Origin of the sequence: Neorhizobium petrolearium, from assembly GCF_029854435.1 — a bacterium.
Lineage (GTDB): Bacteria > Pseudomonadota > Alphaproteobacteria > Rhizobiales > Rhizobiaceae > Neorhizobium > Neorhizobium petrolearium.
Genome location: NZ_CP123000.1, coordinates 4,966,294 through 4,991,012 on the forward strand (window position 1 = coordinate 4,966,294; position 24,719 = coordinate 4,991,012).

The 24,719-nt window shown below is 61.8% G+C and carries 23 protein-coding genes; 10 read left to right on the forward strand and 13 right to left on the reverse strand.

The window, feature by feature from the left end:
• Window positions 1-50: 50 nt before the first annotated feature.
• From QEO92_RS23985 to QEO92_RS24020, 8 genes are all read right to left on the reverse strand, one after another.
• Complete coding sequence (locus tag QEO92_RS23985; protein ID WP_227704670.1) at window positions 51-2,156, reverse strand: xanthine dehydrogenase family protein molybdopterin-binding subunit; 2,106 nt, start codon at window positions 2,154-2,156, stop codon at window positions 51-53.
• The gene (locus tag QEO92_RS23990; protein ID WP_227704671.1) at window positions 2,156-2,635 is read right to left on the reverse strand and encodes a (2Fe-2S)-binding protein; all 480 of its coding nucleotides are present in this window, start codon (window positions 2,633-2,635) and stop codon (window positions 2,156-2,158) included. Before QEO92_RS23990 ends, QEO92_RS23985 begins: the two co-directional genes overlap by 1 nt.
• 107 nt (window positions 2,636-2,742) lie before the next feature.
• Window positions 2,743-3,717 carry a Bug family tripartite tricarboxylate transporter substrate binding protein gene (locus tag QEO92_RS23995; protein ID WP_227704672.1) on the reverse strand — a complete coding sequence of 325 codons (975 nt, stop codon included), beginning with the start codon at window positions 3,715-3,717 and terminating at the stop codon, window positions 2,743-2,745.
• 136 nt (window positions 3,718-3,853) lie between these two features.
• Entirely contained in the window at window positions 3,854-4,477 is a 624-nt protein-coding gene (locus tag QEO92_RS24000) for a nuclear transport factor 2 family protein (RefSeq protein ID WP_227704673.1), read from the reverse strand.
• Between the two features lie 87 nt (window positions 4,478-4,564).
• A complete protein-coding gene (locus QEO92_RS24005) occupies window positions 4,565-6,070 on the reverse strand; it encodes a tripartite tricarboxylate transporter permease (protein WP_227704674.1) in 1,506 nt (501 codons plus the stop codon).
• 18 nt (window positions 6,071-6,088) lie between these two features.
• Window positions 6,089-6,550 carry a tripartite tricarboxylate transporter TctB family protein gene (locus tag QEO92_RS24010; protein WP_227704675.1) on the reverse strand — a complete coding sequence of 154 codons (462 nt, stop codon included), beginning with the start codon at window positions 6,548-6,550 and terminating at the stop codon, window positions 6,089-6,091.
• A gap of 245 nt (window positions 6,551-6,795) precedes the next feature.
• Window positions 6,796-7,557, reverse strand: a complete 762-nt coding sequence (locus QEO92_RS24015) for an SDR family NAD(P)-dependent oxidoreductase (protein WP_227704676.1) — start codon at window positions 7,555-7,557, stop codon at window positions 6,796-6,798.
• Between the two features lie 174 nt (window positions 7,558-7,731).
• A complete protein-coding gene (locus QEO92_RS24020; protein WP_227704677.1) occupies window positions 7,732-8,505 on the reverse strand; it encodes an HpcH/HpaI aldolase family protein in 774 nt (257 codons plus the stop codon).
• Window positions 8,506-8,724: 219 nt separating this feature from the next.
• Between QEO92_RS24020 and QEO92_RS24025 the strand changes: the two genes are divergently transcribed.
• Both QEO92_RS24025 and QEO92_RS24030 read left to right on the forward strand, forming a co-directional pair.
• Entirely contained in the window at window positions 8,725-9,618 is an 894-nt protein-coding gene (locus QEO92_RS24025) for a beta-keto acid cleavage family enzyme (protein ID WP_227704678.1), read from the forward strand.
• Window positions 9,619-9,703: 85 nt separating this feature from the next.
• On the forward strand, window positions 9,704-10,615 hold the full coding sequence (locus tag QEO92_RS24030) for a cupin domain-containing protein (RefSeq protein WP_227704679.1): 912 nt from the start codon (window positions 9,704-9,706) through the stop codon (window positions 10,613-10,615).
• Window positions 10,616-10,667: 52 nt separating this feature from the next.
• Here the strand turns inward: QEO92_RS24030 and QEO92_RS24035 are convergent, their stop codons facing one another.
• Window positions 10,668-11,690: an NAD(P)H-quinone oxidoreductase gene (locus QEO92_RS24035; RefSeq protein ID WP_227704680.1), complete on the reverse strand. Its 1,023-nt coding sequence runs from the start codon at window positions 11,688-11,690 to the stop codon at window positions 10,668-10,670.
• Between the two features lie 25 nt (window positions 11,691-11,715).
• The gene (locus tag QEO92_RS24040) at window positions 11,716-12,663 is read right to left on the reverse strand and encodes a DUF6282 family protein (protein ID WP_227704681.1); all 948 of its coding nucleotides are present in this window, start codon (window positions 12,661-12,663) and stop codon (window positions 11,716-11,718) included.
• Between the two features lie 122 nt (window positions 12,664-12,785).
• Between QEO92_RS24040 and QEO92_RS24045 the strand changes: the two genes are divergently transcribed.
• From QEO92_RS24045 to QEO92_RS24080, 8 genes are all read left to right on the forward strand, one after another.
• Window positions 12,786-13,541 (forward strand): helix-turn-helix domain-containing protein, encoded by a 756-nt coding sequence (locus tag QEO92_RS24045; protein WP_227704682.1) that lies wholly within the window; start codon window positions 12,786-12,788, stop codon window positions 13,539-13,541.
• 76 nt (window positions 13,542-13,617) lie between these two features.
• Window positions 13,618-13,869, forward strand: coding sequence for an enolase C-terminal domain-like protein (locus tag QEO92_RS24050; protein WP_280107478.1), 252 nt, complete (start codon window positions 13,618-13,620; stop codon window positions 13,867-13,869).
• Between the two features lie 98 nt (window positions 13,870-13,967).
• Entirely contained in the window at window positions 13,968-14,954 is a 987-nt protein-coding gene (locus QEO92_RS24055) for a BMP family protein (RefSeq protein WP_227704684.1), read from the forward strand.
• Window positions 14,955-14,965: 11 nt separating this feature from the next.
• On the forward strand, window positions 14,966-16,381 hold the full coding sequence (locus QEO92_RS24060) for an amidase (protein WP_227704685.1): 1,416 nt from the start codon (window positions 14,966-14,968) through the stop codon (window positions 16,379-16,381).
• Complete coding sequence (locus tag QEO92_RS24065; RefSeq protein ID WP_227704686.1) at window positions 16,378-17,901, forward strand: ABC transporter ATP-binding protein; 1,524 nt, start codon at window positions 16,378-16,380, stop codon at window positions 17,899-17,901. Before QEO92_RS24060 ends, QEO92_RS24065 begins: the two co-directional genes overlap by 4 nt.
• Window positions 17,891-18,940, forward strand: a complete 1,050-nt coding sequence (locus QEO92_RS24070; RefSeq protein WP_227704687.1) for an ABC transporter permease — start codon at window positions 17,891-17,893, stop codon at window positions 18,938-18,940. The genes QEO92_RS24065 and QEO92_RS24070 overlap by 11 nt, the downstream gene beginning before the upstream one ends.
• Window positions 18,937-19,881, forward strand: a complete 945-nt coding sequence (locus QEO92_RS24075) for an ABC transporter permease (protein ID WP_227704688.1) — start codon at window positions 18,937-18,939, stop codon at window positions 19,879-19,881. The genes QEO92_RS24070 and QEO92_RS24075 overlap by 4 nt, the downstream gene beginning before the upstream one ends.
• Window positions 19,882-19,902: 21 nt before the next feature.
• Window positions 19,903-21,192 (forward strand): amidohydrolase family protein, encoded by a 1,290-nt coding sequence (locus tag QEO92_RS24080; protein ID WP_227704689.1) that lies wholly within the window; start codon window positions 19,903-19,905, stop codon window positions 21,190-21,192.
• Here the strand turns inward: QEO92_RS24080 and QEO92_RS24085 are convergent.
• Genes QEO92_RS24085 through QEO92_RS24095 form a run of 3 tightly spaced genes read right to left on the reverse strand, consistent with a single transcriptional unit; the run spans window position 21,189 to window position 24,717 of the window.
• On the reverse strand, window positions 21,189-22,100 hold the full coding sequence (locus QEO92_RS24085; protein ID WP_227704690.1) for an ABC transporter permease: 912 nt from the start codon (window positions 22,098-22,100) through the stop codon (window positions 21,189-21,191). The two genes, QEO92_RS24080 and QEO92_RS24085, sit on opposite strands and share 4 nt — an antisense overlap.
• Window positions 22,097-23,197 carry an ABC transporter permease gene (locus tag QEO92_RS24090; RefSeq protein ID WP_227704691.1) on the reverse strand — a complete coding sequence of 367 codons (1,101 nt, stop codon included), beginning with the start codon at window positions 23,195-23,197 and terminating at the stop codon, window positions 22,097-22,099. The genes QEO92_RS24085 and QEO92_RS24090 overlap by 4 nt, the downstream gene beginning before the upstream one ends.
• Window positions 23,194-24,717, reverse strand: coding sequence for an ABC transporter ATP-binding protein (locus QEO92_RS24095; RefSeq protein ID WP_227704692.1), 1,524 nt, complete (start codon window positions 24,715-24,717; stop codon window positions 23,194-23,196). Before QEO92_RS24095 ends, QEO92_RS24090 begins: the two co-directional genes overlap by 4 nt.
• Window positions 24,718-24,719 lie beyond the last annotated feature (2 nt).

The window sequence follows — 24,719 nt, forward strand, 5'->3', positions numbered from 1 at the left end:
GAAGCATTCTGGGATGCCCCAAGAGCCATCTACCGTGCCGCTCGCGCGCTTCATGCCATCAGGGCAGTCATGATCCGGTCTCGCGTCATCGGCATATCATGGATGCGGGTGCCAAGCGCATGGGCAACCGCATTGCCAATCGCGGCGGCAGTCGGTCCGCCGGCGCATTCGCCGACGCCGAGCGGCGGGTGTTCTCCGGCCTCGACAAGCTCAACGCTGATTTCAGGCATGTCCGAAAACCGGATGACCGGATAGCTTTCCCAGTCAAGGCTTGCGATACCCTGCGGGCCGAAGCGGACTTCTTCCATCAATGCCCAGCTGATGGCCTGGACAATGTTGCCCTCGATCTGGTTGACGAGTCCGTCGGGATTGATGACGAGGCCTGCATCCACGGCGCACCAGACGTTGGTGACGCGCACTGCTTCGTCAACCTGGACCGAGGCGACGACGGCAGCGTAGGCCGAAGAATTCTTGTAGCGGGCCAACCCAAGGCCCAGCCCGCTTCCGGCGCCGCCGGCGTCACGTGACGACCAGTCCGCCATAGCTGCGGCTTTTTCCAGAACACGGCGGGCGCGCGGGTCGGAAAGAATGGCCAGTCGATAGGAGAGGGGGTCCTCGCCTGTGCGTACTGCCAGATCATCAAGAAGGCCCTCGATGGCGAAAACGTTCAAAGTCGCCCCCAGGCCTCGCAGCGACGAGGTCCGCACCGGCACGTCATGGATCAGATGCAGGTCTATCCGTTTGGCATCCATGTCGTAGAGCGGAATGCTGTTGCGGGTGGCGCCGCCGCCACGTTCCAGGGGGATATCGAAAGGCCTGCGTTCCGGCGGCGGCTCCTTCAACGCATCGGCTGCGAGCAGATAGGCTCCCCCCACGCCGGGGCGCTGGCCATGGGTGGCACTCCAGATTTCTGTCGTCCAGTCGACGGGACGGCCCGCCGGGTCGAGCGCCGCATGTACGGTAACCGCCATGGCGGAGGAGAGCGGTTCGTAGCCAAACTCCTCTTCGCGCCGCCACATGAGGCGGATCGGCTGGCCGGGAAGCGCAAGGGCCACGAGAGCGGCATCCAGCGCTGCGTCATCCGCGCCGTTATGCCCATAGCAGCCGGCGCCCTGCATATGGTGGCACGCGACCTTGTCGAGAGACAGGCCGACGGTCTTTGCGATGTTTTCCCGCAACGGATGCATGCCCTGGGCATGCGACCAGACGGTCAGTATGTCATCGCAGGAAAGTGCAATTGCGCAGGAGGGGGCGATGGAGCCGTGAGACAGGAAGGGGCGAGTGAAGCGCGCGGAGACGCGGTCTGGCGCCGGCTCGGGGAGCGGATCTCCAACAAGCTGGTCAATTGAAGGCTGCGATGCGACCCAGTCGGGCATCGCCTGTTCGGGGTCCAAGGCCCTGGCATTTTCCCAGACGGCGCACTCTGCCGCGGCTATCGCTGCAGTGCGGACGGCCGTTTCGTCGATACCGACAAAAGCCACGAAGTTGTCGATGCGCACAATCTGGATAGCGGCTCCGGCCCTGCGCCGGATGGCATCCTCATCCAGGCCGATCAGGGTCGCTCCGCGGCCGGGCTGACGCAAGGTGCGGGCGTGCAGCATTCCGGGTAGCGCCATATCCTGGATGAAGCCGGACCCGGTCAGCTTGGCCCGCAAGTCGATCCGCGGCACCGAGGTGCCGACAAGGCGGTAAGTGCTCCTGGGTTTCGGCGGAACCGCGCCCGTGGCTTCGGCGGAGAGGTCGATCTCGCCGGCGATGCTCCAGTAATCGATGTCGCTCGGTGCGCCATTCCTCAGGAAAGCGCCTTCAACGATCATCAGCTCGTCGGGGGCTGCATTCAGGCGCAGGGCGGCGCGCGCCAAAGCGAGCGCACGGACCTCGGCCGCGACGAGACGAATTGCGGCGCCGGAATGTTCGATCGACCAGCTTGACGCGGTATAGCCTTCGGCTGGACCTTCTATACTGTTGCCCGACATCATCTGTATCTGGCGGATGTCGAGGTCCAGTTCCTCGGCCGCGATCTGGGCAAGCGCCGTTAGGACGCCCTGACCCAGTTCGACCTTGCCGGTGCCTATCCGCACGGTGCGGTCATCCTGGAAACGAAGCCAGCGGTCGAGCCGTGGGTTGTCCTTGAGACTGAAGGTGAGCCCGGTCATCAATCCACCCGAGGGTGCATCTTTGCCGCAGCCTTGAGCACGGCACGCAGGATGCGGGGATGCGATCCGCAGCGGCAGAGATTTGCATCCAGCGTGGCGGCGACCTCGGACCGGGTCGGCTGGGAGTTTTGGTCGAGAAAGGCCTTTGCCGCGATGAGCATGCCCGACAGGCAATAGCCGCATTGTCCCGCCTGTTCGTCGAGGAAGGCCTGCTGAAGCGGATGCAACGCCGCCGCCGAGCCCAAACCTTCGATCGTCGTGACGGCGCGGCCGGCGAGTGTGCCGACTTCGCGACTGCAGGAATAGGTGGCCATGCCATCGATCAGCACCATGCACGCGCCGCATTGCTCCAAGCCGCAGCCATAGCGGCTTCCTTTCAGCCCCAGATGGTTGCGCAGCACGTCGAGCAACGGCGTTGTCAGCGGCACGTCGATGTCATGATCTTGGCCATTGACGGTCAGGGTTAGAGCTTTGCTCATGCGATGCAGTCTTTCCTATATCGTATGCAGAAAAAGGCGGCCGGACCCCGAGCCGGACATCCGGCTTCCCCGTTCCGGCCGCCTTCTGCCGCTCAATCAAGTCGCAATCAGCTCGGTTGAACAAGTCCCGCCTCGACCAGCGGTCTGATCGACTCGATTTCGCGCTCGATCGAACCACGCATCTCCTCGGGTGAATTGACAACGGGAGTGAGGCCGAGCGAAGTCAGCTTTTCCTTTGCTGCGGGCGTTTCGCTCCACTCCTTGATGGCCTGGTGAATGGCGGTCACGATCTCCGGGGACATGCCCTTCGGACCGACGGCGCCGAACCAGAGGGCCTGATTGTAGCCGTCAAGGCCCTGTTCCGCGACGGTCTGCACCTCAGGTATCTCGCCGATGCGTTTTGCCGACGTCACGGCAACCCCATGGATTTTCCCACCCTTGATGTGCGGAAGGTAATTCGACGGAGCATCGATCGCGAAGTCGATATGTCCTCCCAGCAGATCGGCCAGCAGCGGCGGCGACCCCTTATAGGGGATGTGGTTGATTTCCACACCGGTCTGGAGACCGATGATCGCAGCACAGATATGGCCCTTGGTCCCCGCGCCAGGATTTCCGATATTGACCTTTCCCGGGTTGGCTTTCGCATAGGAGATCAGTTCCTGAAGCGACTTCGCGGGCGCATTGGCGCTCGCGGTGAGCAGCGCAGGGCTTTCCGCGACGACGGTAATCGGGGTGAAGTCAATCTGCGGATCGTAGGCAAGGTTCGCCTGCACCACCTTGTTGGCGGCAATCGGCGCGCTGCCGCTGACGAGGATTGTGTAGCCGTCCGGCGCCGAGCGTGCGAGTTTGCCGCCTGCGAGGGCGCCAGCCGCGCCGGCCACGTTCGCGATGACGAACTGCTGACCGAACTTTGCCGTCAGGAGATCGGCCACAAGACGGGCGACGATGTCGCTTGTGCCACCCGGAGGGTAGGCCGAGATTACCATGACCGATTTGCTCGGCCATTTATCAGCCAGCGCGATTTTGCTGGAAGCCAGCACGGCGGCTGTTCCCCCGAGCACGATAAATTCACGTCTGTTCATCCTCACTCCTCCTCCCGCTCGTTTTGATCGAGCTCCATTCTGACGAGACTTAGCCTGTCCGGTCTCTCCAAAGAACTGCTGACTATGGTCATTCCGCCTCTTGAAACGGTAGCGCCTTCATATGCACGAACGGCTGTCAGTCCTCCCCCGCGAGCCATAGTTCTTCCCGCGCGTGAAATGCGGCGAGCTGATCCGGCCGATCGTCACCCAGCAAGTCGGGGTTAACCTTCACCCCTCGCGTGTACTGGATATATGCCAGGAACTTGTAAGATGGCCGCATCGTCGACAGGAGCATCCAGTCAACAGGAAGCGCTTCGGATGGGTTGACGGGCTTCATGACGTCCCTCTCGAACAGAACCTCGAAGCTGAATAGCTTCCAGGTCCCGGATTCCCGTACGGCGCGCGAGAAGAATCGGCAGAAGACGTGAAAATCAACCTCGACGCCGCTCATCGTCGCACGGTTGAAGATCATCGCCGGGCTTTCCACCGTTGCCCGATCACCGGCCACTTGGGCGAACGCAGGAAACACCCAGTGCTTGCTGTTGCCCGTCGTGCTCATCCATTTGCGGGTGGCGTCCACATACGCCTCACCTCCGCGTCCGTCATACCAGCTCGTGCGGACATAGGCGTCGCGATGGAAGCACGCGCTCATGACGTCAAAACGGCGTTGATCGCGTGCAAAGCGCTCACGGCGCACGAGATCGAAGAGTTCTTCGCGATCAAGAAGGGCCTGAAGGCGACTGTTGCTGTCCTGCTGCATGGGTTGCTCCTGGGGCTGGGTTCGTGCGTCGGTCAATGGCTGGGCTCCGCCGATGAGAAAAGGTGCCGGAGAACTGAAGACCGTCTGTCAGTCGGCTTCCTGCAACCCTTCCTCACGCACTTTTCGGAAGCGTGGGGACACGATCGACAGGAGCAGGAGGGCAGCGACGGTCAGCGTCCCGAGACTCACGGGGCTTGTGAAGAAGACGCTTGCGTCCCCATGGGAGATCAAAAGTGCCCGACGCAGATATTCCTCGGCCATCGGGCCCAGGATCATGGCCAGGATCAGAGGCGCGGGTTCTGCTCCTGTTTTCTTGAAGAAGTATCCCAGCACGCCGAACAAGGCCATCATGTATACGTCGAAGACGCTGTTGTTGATGCTGTAAACGCCGATTGCGATGAAGACGCAGATCGTCGGAAACAGGAAATGGTAGGGTACCGAGATCAGCTTTGCCCACAAGCCGACCAGCGGAAGGTTCAGGAACAGCAGCATCAGGTTGCCGAACCACATGGACACGACAAGGCCCCAGAACAGTGCCGGCTGTTGAGAGAGGATATCGGGACCCGGCTGGACGCCCTGAACGACCAGTGCTCCGATCATCAGGGCCATGGTCGCCGTTCCGGGAAGCCCGAGCGTCAGCATCGGAATGAAACAGGTCTGCGCCGCGGCGTTGTTCGCCGCCTCGGGTGCCGCGACACCTTCGATCGCGCCTCTACCGAATTCCTCCGGGCGATGCGAGATCTTCTTCTCCAGCGCATAGGCCGAGAAGGATGCAAGCAAGACGCCGGCGCCCGGCAACACGCCCAGCAGCACCCCGATGCCGGTGCCGCGCAAGATCGGCATGGACATCCGGCGCCAGTCCTCGCGGGTCGGGAACAAGCTGGTGACGTGCGTCACGCTGGCAATCCGTTTGTGTTCATTCTCCAGGTTCGCGAGAACGTCGCCGAGGCCGAATATGCCCGTGGCGACGATGACGAAATCCAGCCCGTCGAGCAGATAAGGCGTGCCAAATGTATAGCGCGCCGCACCTGAATTGACGTCGGTTCCTATCAGGCCGAGAATGACGCCGAACAGCGCCATGCCGAAAGCCGTCAGCAACGATCCGCTGGCCAGCACCATAGAGGTGATGAGACCGAGCACGATAAGCGAGAAATACTCCGCAGGCCCGAAGGTAAGGGCAAGGCTTGCCAGCAGAGGTGCCGAAATCACGATAAAAAGTGTGCCCACGGTGCCGGCGAAGAAACTGCCGATCGCGGCGGCTGCCAATGCGCGCCCGGCCTTGCCCTGCTTGGCCATTTCATGGCCGTCAAGTGTCGTGACGACGGACGAGGCCTCCCCGGGGAGGTTCATCAAAATGGCCGTCGTGGAGCCTCCGTATTGCGAGCCATAGAAGATGCCCGCGAGCATGATCAGCGCCGTATCCACCGGCAGTCCGAACGTAAAGGGCAGGAGCATCGAAATGGTGGCGATCGGCCCCAGACCGGGCAGAACGCCGACTGCGGTGCCGAGAAGTACGCCGATAAAACAATAGGCGAAGTTCGATAGCGTGGTTGCAGTCGAAAGGCCCAGAAGAAGTCCGTTGAATATATCCATGTCAAACCCGTGAACCGACTAGAAACCAAGACCCTGCAGCCAGTTCCCGATGATTGGCATGGGGAGGCCGAGCAGTTCGACGAAGACAACGGAGCAGAGTCCCGCAAAGACGAGAGAACCTGCGAAGGCTTTCCAATCGAGCCGGAATTTGACGCTCGCCGCAGCGCTCAAGATCACCAGCAGGAGGACGGCAAGCGGCAGCCCGAGGTTCTCCATCATCAGGCCGAAAATGAGAATCGCCACCGGCACCAAAACGAGCGGCCTCCACCGGATCGTCGGTATCGGCTCGGATCCGGCCAACCGCGCGCGAAGGAGGACGAGAAGGCCTGTAAACAAGAGCAGGCTCGAGACGATGATTGGAAAATAGCCGGGTCCCATCCGACTGGAGGTGCCGAAGGGATAGCTCCACGCGATCCATGCCGACACGGCACCGATGACTGAAAAAAAGAGTCCAAGCAAAACGCCTTGGCTTAGCTTCATCCGAGGTCCTCCCGACACCATAAGAAGAAGTGATCATTCTATCACAACTCGGCGTCAGAAGATTCGCTCGGCAAGCGGCCGAATGCTCGTAAGAAACGTCGCAAGTTGTCCATGTCACTATCAATTCAGGACTGCCGTATGCTGGCAACCTGATAAATAAGTATGTTTCGTCAGACGAAGAGCGAGGCGCGAAGCTGCGGCTGGAGCTTGATCCGAACGACGTGAGCGATTGCGTCCTTCAATTGCTAGAGGTGACGGCCCTCGTCCACCGGAACGACGATCCCGGTCGAGCTGGTGAGGTTGACGATACAGGCGATCACCGCCCGTGCGACGTCGTCGGGGGTCGTGACTTTTCCGAGAGGAAGTCTTTCTGCGGTTTTCTGCAGTTGGTCACGGGTACGATGCGGAACGAAATCCGTATCGACTCCGGCGGGTGAAACGGAGAAGACACGGATTTTCGGTGCCAGCACCTTGGCAAGCGCGATGGTAAGCGCATCCAACCCACCTTTTGCCGCGACATAGGCAAGGCTGCTTCCGACACCTGTCCGCGCGGCAATGGAGGAAATGTTGACGATGACCGCACGGTCTCTGCGTTCAAGCAGCGGCCGGAAAGCGCGAACCATGGCAAAGGGGCCTCTTAAATTTATCGCGACGGCACGGTCGAAAATTTCATCGGTCAGAGCATCGAGATCATTGGCGGCGACGGGTGTTGTCGCGCCGCCGCAATTGATTAGGGCATCGAGACCGTCGAACCGTTCACGGACCACGGCGGCGGCATCGGCGACGGAGGTTGCGTCATCGATCGCGATACGTATGGCAAGATGCCCGCTGCCTTGAAGCGCGCCCACGACCTTATCCGCCATCTCGCGGCGGCTTTTATAGCCGACCACGATGATTGTACCCATGCTGGCGAGGCGCGCGGCAATCGCCCGTCCGATCCCGCTGTTTCCACCGGTGACGAGGGCCACTTTCGGGATCGTCAACTCCGGAATTTCGATGGCAGTCATGTTTCTCCCCGACAGACTTCCCGCATTTCCGCGGCAACCGAAGCCTTCAACAGTTTGATGTGATTATATGGTTCCACGCCAGCGGTTTCTTTTGCACACGATCATGTCAGCAAATCTGACGGATCGCCGCCGGCAAGCCCCGCCGGTTCAGTGCGTAAGCGTCCGCCGACTTTCTCAGTCGGAATAATCCGCGAGCGTCGCGCTTGCCGCCGAGCGGATGAAGCCGTGGTCGCTGGACAGAAGCATAGCCGAGGCGCCGAGTTCCTTTGCGAAGGCAAGATCGGCCTTGCTGGTAGGCAGCATCAGCAGCGGGACGTTGGCCTTTTGGGCCGCAGCGGCAACCTTCCTGCTGATTTCGGCGACCTTGGCCTGTGCCTGCGGGTCGTCGCCAAAGGATGCGGTCAGGTCGCCCCGGCCGATGAACAGTGCGTCGATACCATCCACCGCGGCAATCTCCTCGGCGCGATCGACCGCTTCGACATCCTCGATCATGGCGATACAGGCAATCTGACGGTCCTGCTGAGCCATATGGCGGATGCCGCCAACGCTGCCCCACATGCCAGCCCGAGTCAGTCCCGCAAAACCGCGATTGCCGCCCGCATAACGGCAACTGCGGGCTATTGCCTGTGCTTTTTCCACGGTGGTCACGTGGGGAACCATGATGCCCATCGCGCCGCAGTCGAGCGCAGATAGAATGTTCGCATCCGTGAATTCGCCGACACGGACCAGAGGTGCGATGTTGGAGGCCCTCGCGGCAAAAATCATAAGGTCCGTGATGTTGCGATCGAGCGGCGCATGCTCCTGATCGATGACGACAAAATCGTATCCGATCGTTCCGAGAATCTCGATGACCTGCGTCGTCGGGAGCTTGAGGAATGTGCCGAACATTCGCTGGCGCGTCAGTAATCGTTCGCGGAATGTCGTGAAGTCGGGACGCTGTTCTGTCATATGGCTGCCTTTCGTTAGCCGTTCCTAGCGGCTCCTTCGCAGAGCACGAAGCCAATTGCCGCGACGTTTCTCGCTGCGAAACACAGCCTTTCCACCTTGCGTTTCTTCTCGCGAAACGGCCGGTGATAACGATTGAGGTCAGCGACGTTGGATGCGAGCCAGAGCTTCATGACAGTGCGAGGTCAGCTCTGACCGCGCCCAATGAGGAAAGCGAGAGCTTTGGCCAATCCAACGATTATCAGTTGCGCCGTCACCGGCAATATAACCAGCCCCTCCCAGACCCCCTATCTGCCGATAAAGCCGGAACAGATCGCCGATGCCTGTCTGGATGCGGTGCGCGCCGGTGCGGCGATCGTTCACATCCACGTCAGGTATCCGGATGGGCGTCCGAGCATGGAATTGGCGCATTACCGGGAGGTCGTCGAACGCCTGCGCGCTGCCGAAGAGGACGTTATCATCAATCTCACCACCGGCCCCGGCGGTCGCTTCATCCCCAGCGAAGACGATCCGAGCGTCGCTGCACCGGGCACGACGCTCATGCCACCTGAGCGCCGCGTCGAGCATATCGCGGCACTGAGGCCCGAAATCTGCAGCCTCGACTTCAACACGATGTATTCCGGCTCGTCGGTGGTCATCAATACGCCGCGCAATCTGGCCGTCATGGCCGATATTATTCGCGATTCAGGCGTCCTCCCCGAGCTCGAAGTCTTCGACACGGGCGATATCCAGCTCGCCAACCATTTCATTCAGGAAGGGCGGCTTGATGCGCCGGCGCTCTTCCAGATCGTGCTTGGCGTCCGTTACGGCGCAATCGCCACGCCCGAGACCCTTCTCTACATGCGATCGCTGCTTCCGGCAGGTTCGCGCTGGGCGGCTTTCGGCGTCGGGCGCTGGGAATTTCCCATGCTCGCGCAGGCCTGGCTTCTGGGTGGCCACGTCAGGGTCGGGCTGGAGGACAATATCTATCTCGAAAAAGGCGTGCTCGCCGAAAGCAATACCGTGCTCGTCAAGAAGGCCGTGCGCATCCTGAAGGAACTCGGCGGCACCGTCGCAACTCCGGGCGAGGCGCGCGAAATCCTGGGACTGAAGAAACAGGTTCCCAAAGCCGGCTAGGGGCCGGGCGCAGCGGCTGATCCGCGCGCCCGGCCTGCGGCTTTGGGCTCTACCGACATTTCGACAAAGACAAGCGGAGGAACGGATGTACGATCGGAACGACCCACGATCCAGCCTGCAGGGCAATGCGAAGCCGGCGGGCGCCAGGGTCCACAGCAGCTATTTTGGTTCGCAGCTGGGGCTGTTCTACAAGGAAAAGCCCCACATCAAGGACGCCAATGGAGATACCTGGATCAGTCGAGGCCAGAACTTCGTCGTCGCCTATACCAAAGGCAAGGAAGGCGGCGCCTTCTCCCGCGACGCGCAGCCCGACGAATATGCCGTCATCATTCCGGACAAGGAGACTTCGGTCGAAATCACCACCGCCGAGGGTACCACGACCGTGCCCGGCTATTCGGTCGCCTTCGTGCCACCGGGCAAGAGCTCCATCCGGATGCTGACCGCCGGCAGCATCGTCCGGCTCTTCACGCCGAAGTCGACGGATTTGGCGGAGGCCGCCTCGAATGCTGACGCGTATCGCGGGCCGCATCCCAATGTGCCGCCGTTCGAAGCCTGGCCCGAACCTCCCGGCGGCCTCAAGCTGAAATGGTACACTCTGGACGTCCCTGACGATCCTTCACGGTTCGGCCGGATCTACCGTTGCACGACGTTCATGATCAACTACCTCGTGCCGCGTATCGGCCCGCGCGAGCGGGACAAGGTCTCACCGCATCATCACGACGATTTCGAGCAGTGCTCCCTGGCGCTGAGCGGTACCTTCACGCACCATCTGCGCTGGCCGTGGACGACGAACATGAACATCTGGCGCGAGGACGAACATCTCTATTGCGAGTCGCCCTCGATCTGCGTCATTCCGCCGCCGGCCATCCATACGACCACCGCCGAAGGAACAGGCGTCAACCAACTGGTCGATATCTTCGCTCCACCCCGTTTCGATTTTTCGGAAAAGCCGGGTTGGGTGCTCAACGAGAACGATTATCCAATGCCCCATCGTTAAAGAGATTGCCGCCGGCTTTCGCCTCGAATGTCGGCGGCTACCACCTTGAACATCAAAATCGCTTGCCGGATGAGGGAACGGTTGCGGCAAGCGCCGGGTCCACAGCCAGGACCACTTTCCCGATCTGCTGGTTTTCGTCCAGGATATGATGGGCTTCCTGCACTTCGGTGAATGGAACGACTTTGTGGATACGGGTCGTGATGCGCCCATCCTCAAACAACGGCCAGACGTGGTCGACCAGTTCTCTGGCGAGCCGCCCCTTGTAGGCAGGAGGGCGTGGCCGGAGCGTCGATCCGGTTATCGTCAACCGGCGGCGCACGAGCGTGCGGATATTCACCTCGGCCGTACTGCCTTGATGGCTGGCGATGAAGACGAGCCGACCGTCGTATTTCAGCAGATCCAACTGGCGCTGCGTGTTGGCCCCGGCCTGGCCGTCGAGGATGACATCGACGCCCTCGCCACCCGTCAACGCCCGGATGCCCTCGTCCCAGGCGCCGCGGTAATCGACGGCTGCTTGGGCGCCGATGGCCTCGCAGACGGCCCGCTTCTCTTCGGTGCCGGCAGTGGCGAAAACCGTCGCACCGCGAAGATGTCTGGCGATCTGGATGCCCGCCATACCGACCCCGCTCGTCCCGCCATGGATCAGCAGCGTTTCTCCATGTTCCAGCCTGGCAAGCCAGATCAGATTATTCCAGGCCGTGAAGAAGACTTCCGGGAGCGACGCTCCCTCTATGAAGCTCAAGCCGTTCGGAATAGGCATGCATTGCACAGCCGGGACGGCGCAAAACTCTGCATATCCTCCGCCGTTGACGAGCGCGCAGACGGGGTTGCCAACATATTGCCCGTCAACGCCTTCGCCGACATCGTCGATGATGCCGGCAACGTCGAGGCCGAGGATTTCGGAGGCGTTCGGCGGGGGTGGATAGAGACCTCGCCGTTGCTGGACATCGGGGCGATTGACCCCGGCAGCCGCGACGCGGATCAGAACCTCCCCGGCCTTTGGCCGGGGGCGCGGCTGTTCGACGATCCGAAGAACTTCAGGCCCTCCCGGCCTTTCGATCATGACGGCTTGCATGTCTCATCCGCCATGCCAAAAGGGTTCATGACGTTAATCCGACCAGGCGAGCCGGATTGTCTGCCACCATGGTCCGCACGTCCGCGTCCGTGAAGCCGAGCGCCAGGCAGAGCTTGATGGCTTGACGCATGCCTTCGACCGGTGTGGGATTGTCGACCTGCCCAAGGTCAGAACCGATCGAGGAATGTTCGACCCCAGCTGCAAGAATATGCTCCCTGAGATCTTCCGGCGTATAGGTGTTGAAGCGGGAATCGACATAGAGCCCGGCAGACTGTTCGATCAGGGCGCCGAGCTGCGCCAGTTCGCGGATATCGTCATAGGTGAAGTGCAGTCCGTACATCGGATGATTGACAAGCAGCCGCTTGACGCCGCGCGCACGCGCTTCATCGAAGAGCTTCCAGATTTCCCAGACATGCAGATGACCCGAGGACAGGATGACATCGAATTCGGCAATGAGATCGAGGATCTGCTTCACCTCGTCCAGGATTTCCCCGTATGGATCAACGACCGTCAGGGCCGGCGAGTTTCTGAGCTGGACGTTCGAGGCAAGCCGCGTCTTGCGGTGAGCGCTACGGATATGGTTGGCTGCTTGGGCCGTCGGCATCCAGATCAACTTGGCGCCCATCTTCAGTTGCGCATCGACGACGAACGGGTTCAGCCCCCCGGTGGAATTGTTGAGGACCAGACCGCTGTACATCGCAAAGTCCGGGTTTGCGAAAATGCGTTCCATCATCGGTATGACCGGGGAAACCGAATAGTGGTGATCCTTGAAAAGGATGGCGCGCATCCCTGCCGCCGCGGCTTCTTCGGCCGCCTCCATATGGTCGAGCTGCCGAGGCATGGTCGACGGCCCGGAGTGAACGTGAAGATCGATGGCGCCTTTCAGCAAGGCATTTGCCCTGGCATCATCTATGCCGGCCATAAGCCGTCTCACTTCTTCCCTGTTGCGTTTCGCATCGTCTGTCGAAGCCATGACATTCCCCTGCTTGCGTCCGACGACTCCCCTAAAACTTGACACCGGAAAGCGACAACCTATCATCCCACGCATTTCGCCAGTCGAAATGTGTGGCAGCGATTCCAGGGGGAGGAAGATCGATGGGTATTCGAGCGATCGAGCGCGCGATGAATGTTTTGCAAGAGCTGAATCTGCAGCCAATCAACACGATTGCCCAACTGCATGCCCGAACGAAGCTTCCGAAGCCCACTCTCGTGCGTATCCTGCGCACGCTTGAGGATGCAGGATACGTTGAGAATGATGTGCGGCAGGGGGGATACTGTGTCAGTGCGCTGGTGACGTCCCTCAGCTCCGGCTTTCACAAGGGGCCGCTGGTCGTGGAGGCGGGGCGTGCATGGGCCATCGCGATCACCCGCAAGCACAAATGGCCGATCGCGATCGCCCTGCCGGATTATGACGGGATGGTGGTGCGCTTCAGCACGGTTCCCGATAGCTTGATCTCCCCCTTCCACAGCACCGTGAACAAGCGTCTGTGCCTGCTTACGCGCGGACTTGGGCTGGCATATCTGGCGTTTCTCGACAAGGACGAGTTCGACATGATCATCGATATTCTTAAGAGGTCGGATGATCCGGAGAACGCGCTGAGCCATCACCCCAATGAACTGAAAAGGCTTGTCGGAAAGGTACGCGAAGCCGGCTATGCAACACGCTCGTCGCTTGTGGAGCCCAAGAACTCCAATACCATCGGCGTTCCCATCGTCGGGCAGGGGGGGGCGAGTGATAGCGAGCATAGGACTAACTTATTTCAAATCGGCTTTCAGTTCGGAGCGGGAGGCTTGCGATCGCTATGTTCCAATTCTGCAGTCGGCAGCGGCGGCAATCTCGGAAGATCTTGATCGCTTGTCGAACAGCTTTGCTATTTGAACGTGTGCCGCCTCCATTCTGATGCCGGATCTCCAAAGGGTCGGCGGCGTGACCGAATTCGCGCGTGTCGGCGCGCTGGCGGCAAGCTTCGACCTGCCGATCTCGTCGCATCTCTTCCCGGAAATGAGCCTGCAACTGCTGTCCCACGTACCGACGGCCCATTCCCTCGAATACATGGACTGGTTTGCGCCGCTGTATGAAGGAAAGATAGAGCTTGCCGACGGGGTAGCCCGCATCCCCGATGCGCCGGGCTGGGGGATGTCCCTGGATCGGGACGCCGTCAGCCGCTATGCTCTCTAGGTGCTTTGCTTACGGATTGTGCATCTCCATCGCTTGACACAGTTTTGGGCGGCCCATAGAAATTTTTGACCAACCGGCAAAAATGAGGGGCTTCAGCCATGACAACCGAAATACGTCTATCTCGCCGTGCGTTGCTTGCTTCAGCCGCGGTTCTCAGTGCCGGAACTTTCCTATCGGCTGCGCGCGCGGCGGCTCCCATCAAGGTCGCCGGCATACATGGCTCACCTGTTGAAAATGCCTGGAACTCGGTCCTTCACAAGGCTTTACAGGACGCCGCGGCGGAGGGCGTGATCGAATATGTCTTCTCCGAAGGAGTGTCGGGGACGGACTATGCGCGGGCGATGCGCGAATATGCCGAACAAGGACACCAACTGATCATCGGCGAAGCCTATGCTGTCGAAACCGAAGCCCGCGAAGTCGCCGCCGACTACCCGGAAACGGCTTTCGTGCTCGGTTCGAGCGGCAAGGAGGCCGGAGATAATTTCGGCGTCTTCGGTACCTGGAATCATGACGGTGCCTATCTTGCGGGTATGCTCGCCGGCAAGATGACAAAAAGCAATGTCGTGGGCTCCGTCGGCGCCATGCCGATCCCGGAGGTCAACATGTTGATCAATGCCTTCGGAGAAGGCGTGAAGGCCGTCAATCCGGATGCGAAGCTCCTCGTTTCCTTCATCGGAACCTTCTTCGATCCGCCGAAGGCCCGCGAAGCCGGACTTGCCCAGATCGATGCCGGTGCGGATATCCTGTTCGGTGAGCGGATCGGTACGGCGGACGCCGCCAAGGCGCGTGGCATCAAGTCCGTTGGCTCGCTGATCGATTACACGCCGCGTTACCCTGACACTGTCTTCGCCAACGCGCTCTGGGGTTTCCGTCCGATCCTCAATGCAGCACTCGCCGATGTTGCGGCCGGCAAGCCGGTCGGTAAGGACTACACACCATTCGGTCTTCTCAAGGAAGGTGGCAGCGATATCGCCTATGTGAAAGGCGTCGCTCCGGCTGACGCCGAAGCGGCGATGGAAGCCAGGCGTGCCGAGATCAAGGCCGGCACGTTCGAGGTTCCACGCAACATGGAAGAGCCGAAGTAGCGGACGCTTCCATGCCCGACGATGCTACGGCACTGGCGGAGGCGATCCGTAAAGGTCGCCTTACTGCTTCCGGGGCCATGCAGGCCGCATTGGACCGTGCGGAGCAGATGGACGGCCTCGGTGCGATCGTTCATCTTGAAGCCGAAGCCGGGCTTGAAGCGGCGCGGATGATCGATGCACGGCTGGTGCAAGCGGATGATCGTCTGAACTTCGCGCCTTTCATCGGGGTGCCCAGCCTCGTCAAGGACCTGGGCGGTCCTTTTGCGGGCCTTCCGGTCGCTGCAGGCTCGCGCATGTTGAGCCGCGGTAACGAGAACTGTCCGGACTCCGACCTAGCCGCCCGCATGCGAGCGGCAGGCCTCTGTTTCTTCGGGTTGACCACCGTGCCGGAGATGGGGCTTTCATTGTCCTGCGAGCCCGCAGCCGGGCCGACCTGCCGCAACCCGCTCGATCCGCTGCGAACGCCGGGCGGCTCGTCCGGAGGGGCCGCGGCAGCGGTTGCCGCCGGGATCGTCGCGATTGCCCATGCGACCGACGCAGGCGGGTCGATCCGCGTGCCCGCAGCTTGTTGCGGGCTTTTGGGCATGAAGGCGACGCGCGGCGCAATGCCGGCCGGGCCGGGATTCGGCAATCACCTTGGTGGAATTGCCGGTGAACTCGCCGTCTGCCGTTCCTCTCGCGATCTTGCAATGATCTTCGAAGCCATGCTTGGCGGCGTACGCGGTCCTCTCGCCGATCCGGAACTGGCCCCCGTAAAGCGCGGACCGTTGCGCATCGGGCTGCTCACCGAAACGGGTAACGATCATCCGACCGACCCCTCCCGCAGCGAAGCCGTCGAGGCGGCTGCCAGATCGCTGGAAAAGGATGGCCACGCTGTTGTCTCTCTCGGTTGGAGAGATTTCGCCGGCCCGGTAGCCGCGAGTGCGATCGCGCTTCGCGACATCATTGCCGTCAACCTGGCGACCCACGTCGCGGGCGCCCGACTTGATGTGGAACTGGCAGAGCCGCTGACAAGGGCCTTTATCCGCCGTGGCGCGGCGATGACCGGTAGCGAGCTGTGGTCGGCAATGGATGGCGCGGTCCACGCCAGCCGCTCTTTCTGGGACATCTTCAAGGATTTCGATCTTCTTGTCGCGCCGATGCTGGCAATAGCGCCGCTTACGCTCGGCTCATTGCCTTTCGACCACGGCGATCCGGATCTGCAGATCCGTCGCATGACGGATTTCGCGCCACTTGCCGCGCTTGCCAACATCACCGGCTTTCCCGCACTGACCCTGCCGTTCGGCGCCGATGCCGAAGGCTTGCCCCTCCCGGTGCAGCTGATCGCGCCGATGGGCCATGACCGCTTGCTTCTTCACCTTGCAAGCCGTCTGGAAAAGGAAGACCGTTGGCAGCACCGCTATCGCTTGGCAGGATTGAATTCATGACCGGCCCGGTGCTCGAACTTGACCGCATCAGTAAACGGTTTGGCGACAATCTTGCCAACCACGATATTTCGCTGAACCTCGCGAAAGGTGAGATTGTCGCCCTGCTTGGCGAGAACGGCGCCGGCAAGACGACGCTGATGAGCATTCTTTTCGGCCACTACATGCCGGATACCGGCAAGGTCACGGTCATGGGCAGGGAGTTGCCGCCGGGTAAGCCGCGGGCGGCAATCCGGGCCGGCGTCGGCATGGTCCACCAGCATTTCTCGCTGGCGCCCAATCTCACGGTGCTGGAAAATGTCATGACCGGCACGGAAAGCCTCTGGTTGCCGGCCTCGAATGCTGCCGCCGGGCGCAAGAAGCTTCTGGAAATATCAGAGCGTTTCGGACTGAAGGTCGATCCGGATGCGCGCCTCGGCGATCTCTCGGTGGGCGAGCGGCAGCGCGTGGAAATCCTGAAGGCGCTCTATAACGACGCGCGTATATTCGTTCTCGATGAACCCACTGCGGTGCTCACCAGGATTGAGGCGGACAAGCTGTTCTCGACACTCAAGGACATGGCACGCCAGGGACTGTCGCTGATCTTCATCTCGCACAAGCTCGACGAGGTGATGGCGACGGCCGACCGGATCGTCGTGCTGCGCGGCGGCAGGCTGGTGGCGGAGCGCAAGACGGAAGAGACCAGCAAGGCAGAGCTTGCCGAACTCATGATTGGCCGGGCCGTCAAGCGGCCGGTGCGCGACGCCTCGACCCCGGGCGAGGTCGTGCTTGAAGCGATCGGCGTGACGGTGCGGGCGGGCGGTGTCGACCGGCTGAAATCGGTGGACTTCCGGCTGCATGCCGGCGAGGTATTGGGGATCATCGGCGTCTCCGGCAACGGTCAGGCGACGCTTGCGCAGTTGCTGAGCGGCACGGCGCAGCGCAGTGCGGGATCCCTTCTCCTGTTCGGCGAGGAAACAGCCGACCTCACGGTCGTGGACGCCGTTGCCAGCGGGATCGGCCGTATTCCCGAGGATCGCAACCGGGAGGGCGTGATCGGCGAGATGACGATCTGGGAAAATGCAATCCTTGAACGTCTGTCACGCTTTTCACGATGGGGACTTGTGGACCGGAAGGCCGGTATCGCCTTTGCCGCCAGGATCATCGAGGCCTTCGATGTGCGCGGTGGGTCGCCGGTCAGCCGTGTCCGGCTGCTTTCCGGCGGCAACATGCAGAAGCTCATCCTTGGCCGAAACCTGATCGAGCACCCGCGCATTCTGCTCGCCGCCCAGCCGGCACGCGGCTTAGATGAAGGTGCGGTGGCTGCGGTGCACCAGAGAATTCTGGAGGCCCGTCGGGCGGGAACGGCCGTTCTGCTCATCTCCGAAGATCTCGATGAGGTCATGGCGCTGGCCGACAGAATCCAGGCCATCGTCGGGGGCAGGCTTTCACCACCCGTGAATGCGCAGGATGCCGATGCGCGCAGCCTCGGCCTGATGATGGCCGGCGAATGGGAGGGACGCGAGGTGGCCGATGCGGTTTGAAAGGCGTGAACATCGACCTGCAGCGCTTGTCGTCGCAGCGCCTCTGATTGCTGTCGCAGCGGCGCTCGCCGTTGCCGGTGTCCTGATCGCATTGGCGGGTGCTCCGGTGCTCGAAGCCTACTGGAAAATCCTGACGAGTGCTTTCGGCTCGCGCCTTTCGGTAACGGAAACGCTGACCCGCGCCAGCCCGCTCATCCTGACCGGCCTTGCAGCGGCGGTAGCGTTTCGGGCGCGACTTTGGAATATCGGTGGCGAAGGGCAGTTCTATCTCGGCGCCATTGCCGTTGCCGCTGCAAGCGCCCAGCTCTTCGACGGTTGGCCCTCCGCCGCGCAGATTCCGCTGCTCTTCATCATCGGCGCCGTAGCCGGGATGCTGTTGCTGTTGGTCCCGCTCTGGCTGAGACTGCGCTTTTCAGTGGATGAGGTCGTTACGACACTGCTGCTGAACTTCGTCTCGCTCCTGTTTGTCTCCATGCTGATCGATGGCGTGCTGAAAGACCCGCTGGCCTTCGGCTGGCCGCAGTCGGAGGCGGTGGATGCCGCTGCGCGTCTGCCGAAACTTCTGGCACGCTCGCGCCTGCATATCGGTCTGGTGATGGCCGTCGCGATCGCCTTTGCCATCCATTTCGTGCAGTCGCGTACTGTTTTCGGCGTCCGGTCACGTGCCGCAGGGCTTAATCCGACAGGCGCCGTCTTTGCTGGGGTGCCGCTCGGACGCACGCTGGTGATCGTCGCCATGATTTCCGGCGGCCTTGCCGGCCTCGCCGGCACGATCGAGGTGTTGGGCGTCAAGGGATACGTGACCAGTGATCTTTCGCCCGGTTATGGTTATTCAGGTATCGTCGTCGCCATGCTCGCCAACCTGAACCCGCTCGGCGTCGTACTGGCAGCCCTCTTCACGGCCGCCATGTTCGTTGGCGCGGACGGCATGAGCCGCAGCGTGGGCATCCCGACCTATATCGCGGACGTCACCGTCGCCCTTTCGCTGCTATCCATGCTGATCGCCGTCTTCTTCACGCAATACAGGATACGCCGATGAACGCCCTGATCGACATCCTTGCCTCTGCCGGTCTCTGGGCTGCCGTTCTGCGTATTGCCACTCCGCTGATCCTGGGCACGCTCGGAGCGCTGCTCTCCGAGCGATCGGGCGTGCTCAATCTGGGCATCGAGGGGATCATGACGTTTGGTGCCATGATCGGCTGGCTGGCGGTCTACAACGGGGCCGATCTCTGGACGGGGGTATTGATCGCCGCGCTCGGCGGTGCCGTATTCGGCTTCCTGCATTCTGTGTTGACGGTCACGCTCGGCCTGTCGCAGCACGTCTCCGGCCTCGGCGTCACGCTCTTTGCGTCGAGTTTCGCCTATTACGTCTTCCGGCTGATGGTGCCGGTCGCCGGCACGCCGCCGACCATCGAGCCTTTCAAGCCCATCGACATTCCGGGCCTTTCTTCGCTCCCCTTCCTGGGGCCTGCCTTCTTCACGCAGACCGCGCCGACCTATGTCGCGATCGTGCTTGCTGTCGTCTTGGCCTATCTCATCTCGCGTACTCCGGTTGGGCTTGCCATCCGCATGACGGGTGAGAACCCGCATGCGGCGGAAGCCCAAGGCATCAATCCCATGGCGATCCGCTACGGCGCCGTCATTGCCGGCAGCGCGCTGATGGGCGTCGGCGGTGCCTTCCTGACGCTGTCAGCCTTCAACAGCTTCTTCCCGACCATGGTGCAGGGGCGCGGCTGGATCTGCATCGCGCTCGTCGTATTTGCTTCGTGGCGTCCGGAGCGAGCTCTATTCGGTGCGCTGCTTTTTGCCTTCTTCGATGCCTTTCAGCTGCGTCTTCAGACGGTGCTGAGCGGCGTGGTGCCCTATCAAATCTTCCTGATGATCCCTTATCTGCTGTCGATCGCGGCGCTTGCCGCGATGGCGCGGCGTGCAAGGGTTCCGCAGGCATTGATGCAACCCTATCGGCGCGGCGAGCGCTGACCGAGGCCCGAGGAGTTCTCCATGTTCGACCTGATCATTCGCAATGCCAACCTCCCGGACGGGCGCAGGGGCATCGATATCGGTATTGCGGGCGAAAAGATCGCTGCCGTGGAGGCGGGACTGCCGGGGGAGGCGCGCGAGGTCATTGACGCGACGAACCGCCTGATCAGCCCGTCCTTTGTCGATCCGCATTTCCACATGGATGCGACGCTTTCCCTCGGCCTGCCGCGCATGAACGTTTCTGGCACGCTTCTGGAAGGGATTGCGCTCTGGGGCGAGCTGCGTCCGTTGCTGACCCGGGAGGCGCTCGTCGAACGTGCGCTGGCTTATTGCGATCTCGCCGTCGGCCAGGGGCTTCTGCATATCCGCACCCATGTCGACACCTCCGATCCGCGTCTCGTCACCGTGGAGGCCATGCTGGAGGTAAAGGAGCGCGTGGCACCCTACATCGACCTGCAGCTCGTTGCCTTCCCGCAGGACGGCTATTACCGCGCCTCGGAAGGCGTGGAATCGCTGGAGCGCGCGCTCGACATGGGGGTCGATATCGTCGGTGGCATTCCGCATTTCGAGCGGACGATGCAGGAGGGGGCAATGTCGGTGGAGGCGCTGTGCCGGATCGCTGCCGATCGCGGCCTGCCGGTCGACATGCACTGCGACGAGACCGACGATCCCATGTCCCGGCATATCGAAACGCTGGCGGCTGAAACCGTCCGCTTCGGGCTCAAGGGACGCGTTGCAGGCTCGCACCTTACGTCGATGCATTCGATGGACAACTACTATGTCTCCAAGCTCATTCCGCTCATGGCGGAGGCGGAGATCAATGTCATTCCCAACCCGCTGATTAACATCATGCTGCAGGGTCGTCACGACACCTATCCGAAGCGGCGCGGGATGACGCGGGTCCGCGAACTGATGGCGGCAGGACTGAACGTCTCCTTTGGCCACGACTGCGTGATGGACCCCTGGTACTCGATGGGCTCGGGCGACATGCTGGAAGTCGGGCACATGGCGATCCATGTCGCGCAGATGTCGGGTTTGGAGGACAAGAAGAAAATCTTCGATGCCCTGACGGTCAATTCTGCACGGGCGCTCGGTCTCGAAAACTATGGCCTCGATGTCGGATGCCATGCCGACCTCGTGATATTGCAGGCCGAGGATGTGCTCGAGGCCCTGCGCATGAAGCCGACCAGACTTGCCGTCCTGCGGCGGGGAAAGGTCATCGCCCGCACGGTGCCGAAGATCACCGAACTGCAGATCGAGGGACGACCGGAACGTATCGATGCGGGATACAACCCCACGGCTCGTCGTTAGCGCTCGAAGGGTTCGCCGAGCGAAGCGACACCGTTGAGCTTTAAAAGGCGGCGATCGGCGGAGATGATCCCGAGCACGATGATCGTGACGATATATGGCAGGCTGGAAAGCAGTTGAGATGGTACGTCTAACCCTGTCGCCTGGGCGGCAGGCCCCATGAGGGAAACCGCGCCGAAGAGGCAGGCGCCGAGGAAGATGCGGCCGGTAAGCCAGGTGCCGAAAACCACGAGCGCGATCGCAATCCAGCCGCGGCCGGCAATCATGCCATCGGCCCACAGCGGGGTATAGACTACCGCGGCATACGCGCCGGCAAAGCCGGCCATCATTCCCCCGAAGGCGACGGCAGCGATGCGGACGAGGATTACCGGATAGCCGATAGCGTGCGCAGCCTTTGGATTTTCGCCAACGGCGCGGATAACAAGGCCGGTCTTGGTGAAGGTAAAGATTGCCCAGATGGCGAGCGTGGCGGCGAGCGAAAACCAGACGACGATATCCTGGGTGAAGAGACCACCGATGACCGGCAGCTCTGAAAACCAGGGCAGGGCGAGCTTCGGCAGGCCCTTGACCGTCAGGCTTTCATAGGTTTTGCCGAATAGCGCCGAAAGACCCTGGCCGAGGATGCCGATCGCAAGGCCCACCGCCACCTGATTGGCTCGGAAAACCAGTGCGATGATGGCGAAGACGAGCGAAAACAGTGCGCTGCAGATGCCTGCAGCGACGAAGCCGATCAGATGCCCACCGCCGTGATAGACAATGATGAAGGCGATGACCGCGCCCAGTGCCATCAAGCCCTCGACCCCGAGATTGAGTACGCCGGCGCGTTCGACCACCAGTTCGCCGAGTGCGGCGAGCAGAAAAGGCGTCGCGGCCGCGAGCATGCCCGCAAGGATGAACTGGATGGCGTTCATGATGTGCTCCGATGGCCGGCATGACGCCACTCGAGGCGGTAGCGCACGAAGGTAATGGCGACGAGATAGGCGAGCAGGAGGCTGCCCTGGAAGACGCGCACGGCGGCGATCGGCAGGTTGGCCGAGACCATGGCATTGTCCCCGCCAATATAAAGCGCCGCCATGAAAAAGGCGGAGACGACGATGCCGATCGGATGCAGGCCGCCGAGATAGGCGACAATGATGGCGGCATAGCCGTAACCGGTGGAGATCGACCGCTGCAGCTGGCCGAGCGGTCCCGCCACTTCGGCAGCACCCGCAAGGCCTGCGGCGAAACCACCGATCAGCAGCGAGAGCCAGATTGCCCGGCCCTGGTTGAAGCCGGCATAGCCGGCGGCGCGCGGCGCAAGTCCACCGACCTGCAGCTTGTAGCCCATGAAGCTCTTCTGCATGAAGATCCACGCTGCGGCGGAGAGGGCGAGAGCAATGAGAAGTGAGGCGTTCACGCGCGTTCCGGGGATCAGGGTCGGCACCATCGCGTCGTACTGGAACATGACCGACTGGGGGAAATTGAAGCCGTTCGGATCCTTCCAGGGTCCGAGCAGCAGGTAGTAGAGCAATTGCGCCGCCACCAGGCTCAGCATCAACGATACCAGGATCTCGTTGGCATTGAGCCTGACGCGCCAGAAGGCAGTGATCGACGCCCAAAGCGCGCCGCCGATCGCGCCGAGCAACAGCATGGCCGGCCAGATCCACGCCCCGGTCGCCTGCGGAAACCAGATCGGGATGGCGGAAGCGAAGATCGCTCCGAGGATGAATTGGCCCTCCGCACCGATGTTGAAGACCTTGGCACGGAAGCCGATCGCCAGTCCCTGGGCGATGAGGAGCAGCGGTCCGGTCTTCAGCAGCACTTCCGAAAATGATGCCCATGAGAGGAAGGGTTCGAGGAGCATCGCATGGACGACGGCGACGGGGTCGCGACCCAGGAGCACATAGAGGCCCAGATTGAGGATAAGGGCCGCCACCAGCGCCACGGGCGGAGCAAACAGGGTCGCCGTGAGAGAAGCGCGGTCCCGACGTACGAGAGTAGGCAGGAGGGCGGGGGCGGGGCGGTTCATGCGGAGGCCTTCTCGCCTGCAGGTTCCGCCCCTATCATGTATCGGCCGATCTCCTCCGGCTTCGTGTTCAGGGCCAGGAGCGGAGGGCTCAAGGTGCCGTGATGCAGGACCTGGATGAAATCGCTGAGCTCGAACAGTTCCTCCAGCTCCTCGGAGATGACGAGGATTGCCATGCCGGCATTGCGCAGCGCGATGAGCCGCTGGCGGATTGCCGAAGCCGCACCGACATCGACTCCCCAGGTAGGCTGGGCGACGAAGAGGAGCTTGGGCGCCAGCATGATCTCGCGCCCGACGATGAATTTCTGAAGATTTCCGCCGGAAAGCGAACCCGCTTCGGCATCCGGGCCGCGCGTTCGTACATCGTATTGGCGGATACAGTCATTGGTGAAGGCGGCTGCTCGTGCTCTGTTGATAAGGCCGTGTTTCAGGAGCTTCAGCGGATGGGCGGTCAGCAGGCTGTTGAGCAGGAGCGACATTTCGGGTACCGCGCCACGGCCGAGCCGGTCTTCGGGCACGAAGGCGAAGCCCAGTTCACGGCGGGCGGCGGGATCGAGCGTGCCCACGTCCCTGCCCATCATGAAGATGCGGTCCGCCTGCTCGCGCTTCAGCACCGTTTCGCCGGAAATCAGTGCCGAAAGCTCGCTCTGGCCGTTGCCCGAAATGCCGGCGATGCCCAGTATCTCGCCGGCCCGCACCGTCAGGCTGATGCTGGAAAGCGGCACGGCGAATGGGTCGTCCGGCGTGTAGTCGAGCCCAATGATTTCGAGCCGTCTCTCGCCACCCGATAGCGGCAGCGCCGGAATAGGCTCCGGCATGTCGCGGCCGATCATCATGCGGGCAAGATCGTGGGCATCGTGTTCGCGAGGATCGACATTGCCGGTGACGCGCCCGCCACGCAGGATGGTTGCCCGGTCGCAGATCGCCCGGATCTCCTCCAGCTTGTGGGAAATGAAGAGGATGGAGACGCCGCCATCGCGCAGGCGCCGCAGCGTGTCGAAGAGCTTGTTGACGAGCTGCGGCGGCAACACGGACGTCGGCTCGTCGAGGATCAGAAGCTTCGGATTGGTCATCAGGCAGCGGATAATTTCGACCCTCTGCCGTTCGCCTACGGACAGCGCATGCACATGGGCAAGGGGGTCGACTTCGAGGCCGAAATCCCGCCCGAGCGTGCGGATGCGTTCGGTCAGCTCGGCCTTCCGGCCTGGCACGACGAGCTGGATGTTTTCAACGACCGTCAGGGTTTCGAACAGCGAGAAGTGCTGGAAGACCATGCCGATTCCCCTGTGCCTGGCTTCGGCAGGCGAGGCCAGGCTCAAAGGTTCTCCTTCCCAGGCAGCGGTCCCATCATCTGGCTGTTCGACGCCGTAGATGAGCTTCATCAGCGTGGACTTGCCAGCCCCGTTCTCTCCGAGGATCGCGTGGATCGACTGCGGAGCCACGTCCAGGTTGATCTCCTGGTTGGCCCTGATTGCACCGTAGTTTTTGGAGATGCCGCGGAGAGACAGGAGGGGTTGCAACATGG

Coding starts and splice junctions, on each gene's coding strand:
- QEO92_RS24065 (WP_227704686.1), top strand. CDS start 16,378: ATGACCGGCCCGGTGCTCGAACTTGACCGCATCAGTAAACGGTTTGGC.
- QEO92_RS23985 (WP_227704670.1), bottom strand. CDS start 2,156: ATGACCGGGCTCACCTTCAGTCTCAAGGACAACCCACGGCTCGACCGC.
- QEO92_RS24085 (WP_227704690.1), bottom strand. CDS start 22,100: ATGAACGCCATCCAGTTCATCCTTGCGGGCATGCTCGCGGCCGCGACG.
- QEO92_RS24040 (WP_227704681.1), bottom strand. CDS start 12,663: ATGGCTTCGACAGACGATGCGAAACGCAACAGGGAAGAAGTGAGACGG.
- QEO92_RS23995 (WP_227704672.1), bottom strand. CDS start 3,717: ATGAACAGACGTGAATTTATCGTGCTCGGGGGAACAGCCGCCGTGCTG.
- QEO92_RS24055 (WP_227704684.1), top strand. CDS start 13,968: ATGACAACCGAAATACGTCTATCTCGCCGTGCGTTGCTTGCTTCAGCC.
- QEO92_RS24070 (WP_227704687.1), top strand. CDS start 17,891: ATGCGGTTTGAAAGGCGTGAACATCGACCTGCAGCGCTTGTCGTCGCA.
- QEO92_RS24005 (WP_227704674.1), bottom strand. CDS start 6,070: ATGGATATATTCAACGGACTTCTTCTGGGCCTTTCGACTGCAACCACG.
- QEO92_RS24075 (WP_227704688.1), top strand. CDS start 18,937: ATGAACGCCCTGATCGACATCCTTGCCTCTGCCGGTCTCTGGGCTGCC.
- QEO92_RS24095 (WP_227704692.1), bottom strand. CDS start 24,717: ATGTTGCAACCCCTCCTGTCTCTCCGCGGCATCTCCAAAAACTACGGT.
- QEO92_RS24045 (WP_227704682.1), top strand. CDS start 12,786: ATGGGTATTCGAGCGATCGAGCGCGCGATGAATGTTTTGCAAGAGCTG.
- QEO92_RS24030 (WP_227704679.1), top strand. CDS start 9,704: ATGTACGATCGGAACGACCCACGATCCAGCCTGCAGGGCAATGCGAAG.
- QEO92_RS24035 (WP_227704680.1), bottom strand. CDS start 11,690: ATGCAAGCCGTCATGATCGAAAGGCCGGGAGGGCCTGAAGTTCTTCGG.
- QEO92_RS24080 (WP_227704689.1), top strand. CDS start 19,903: ATGTTCGACCTGATCATTCGCAATGCCAACCTCCCGGACGGGCGCAGG.
- QEO92_RS24090 (WP_227704691.1), bottom strand. CDS start 23,197: ATGAACCGCCCCGCCCCCGCCCTCCTGCCTACTCTCGTACGTCGGGAC.
- QEO92_RS24060 (WP_227704685.1), top strand. CDS start 14,966: ATGCCCGACGATGCTACGGCACTGGCGGAGGCGATCCGTAAAGGTCGC.
- QEO92_RS24000 (WP_227704673.1), bottom strand. CDS start 4,477: ATGCAGCAGGACAGCAACAGTCGCCTTCAGGCCCTTCTTGATCGCGAA.
- QEO92_RS23990 (WP_227704671.1), bottom strand. CDS start 2,635: ATGAGCAAAGCTCTAACCCTGACCGTCAATGGCCAAGATCATGACATC.
- QEO92_RS24020 (WP_227704677.1), bottom strand. CDS start 8,505: ATGACAGAACAGCGTCCCGACTTCACGACATTCCGCGAACGATTACTG.
- QEO92_RS24010 (WP_227704675.1), bottom strand. CDS start 6,550: ATGAAGCTAAGCCAAGGCGTTTTGCTTGGACTCTTTTTTTCAGTCATC.
- QEO92_RS24015 (WP_227704676.1), bottom strand. CDS start 7,557: ATGACTGCCATCGAAATTCCGGAGTTGACGATCCCGAAAGTGGCCCTC.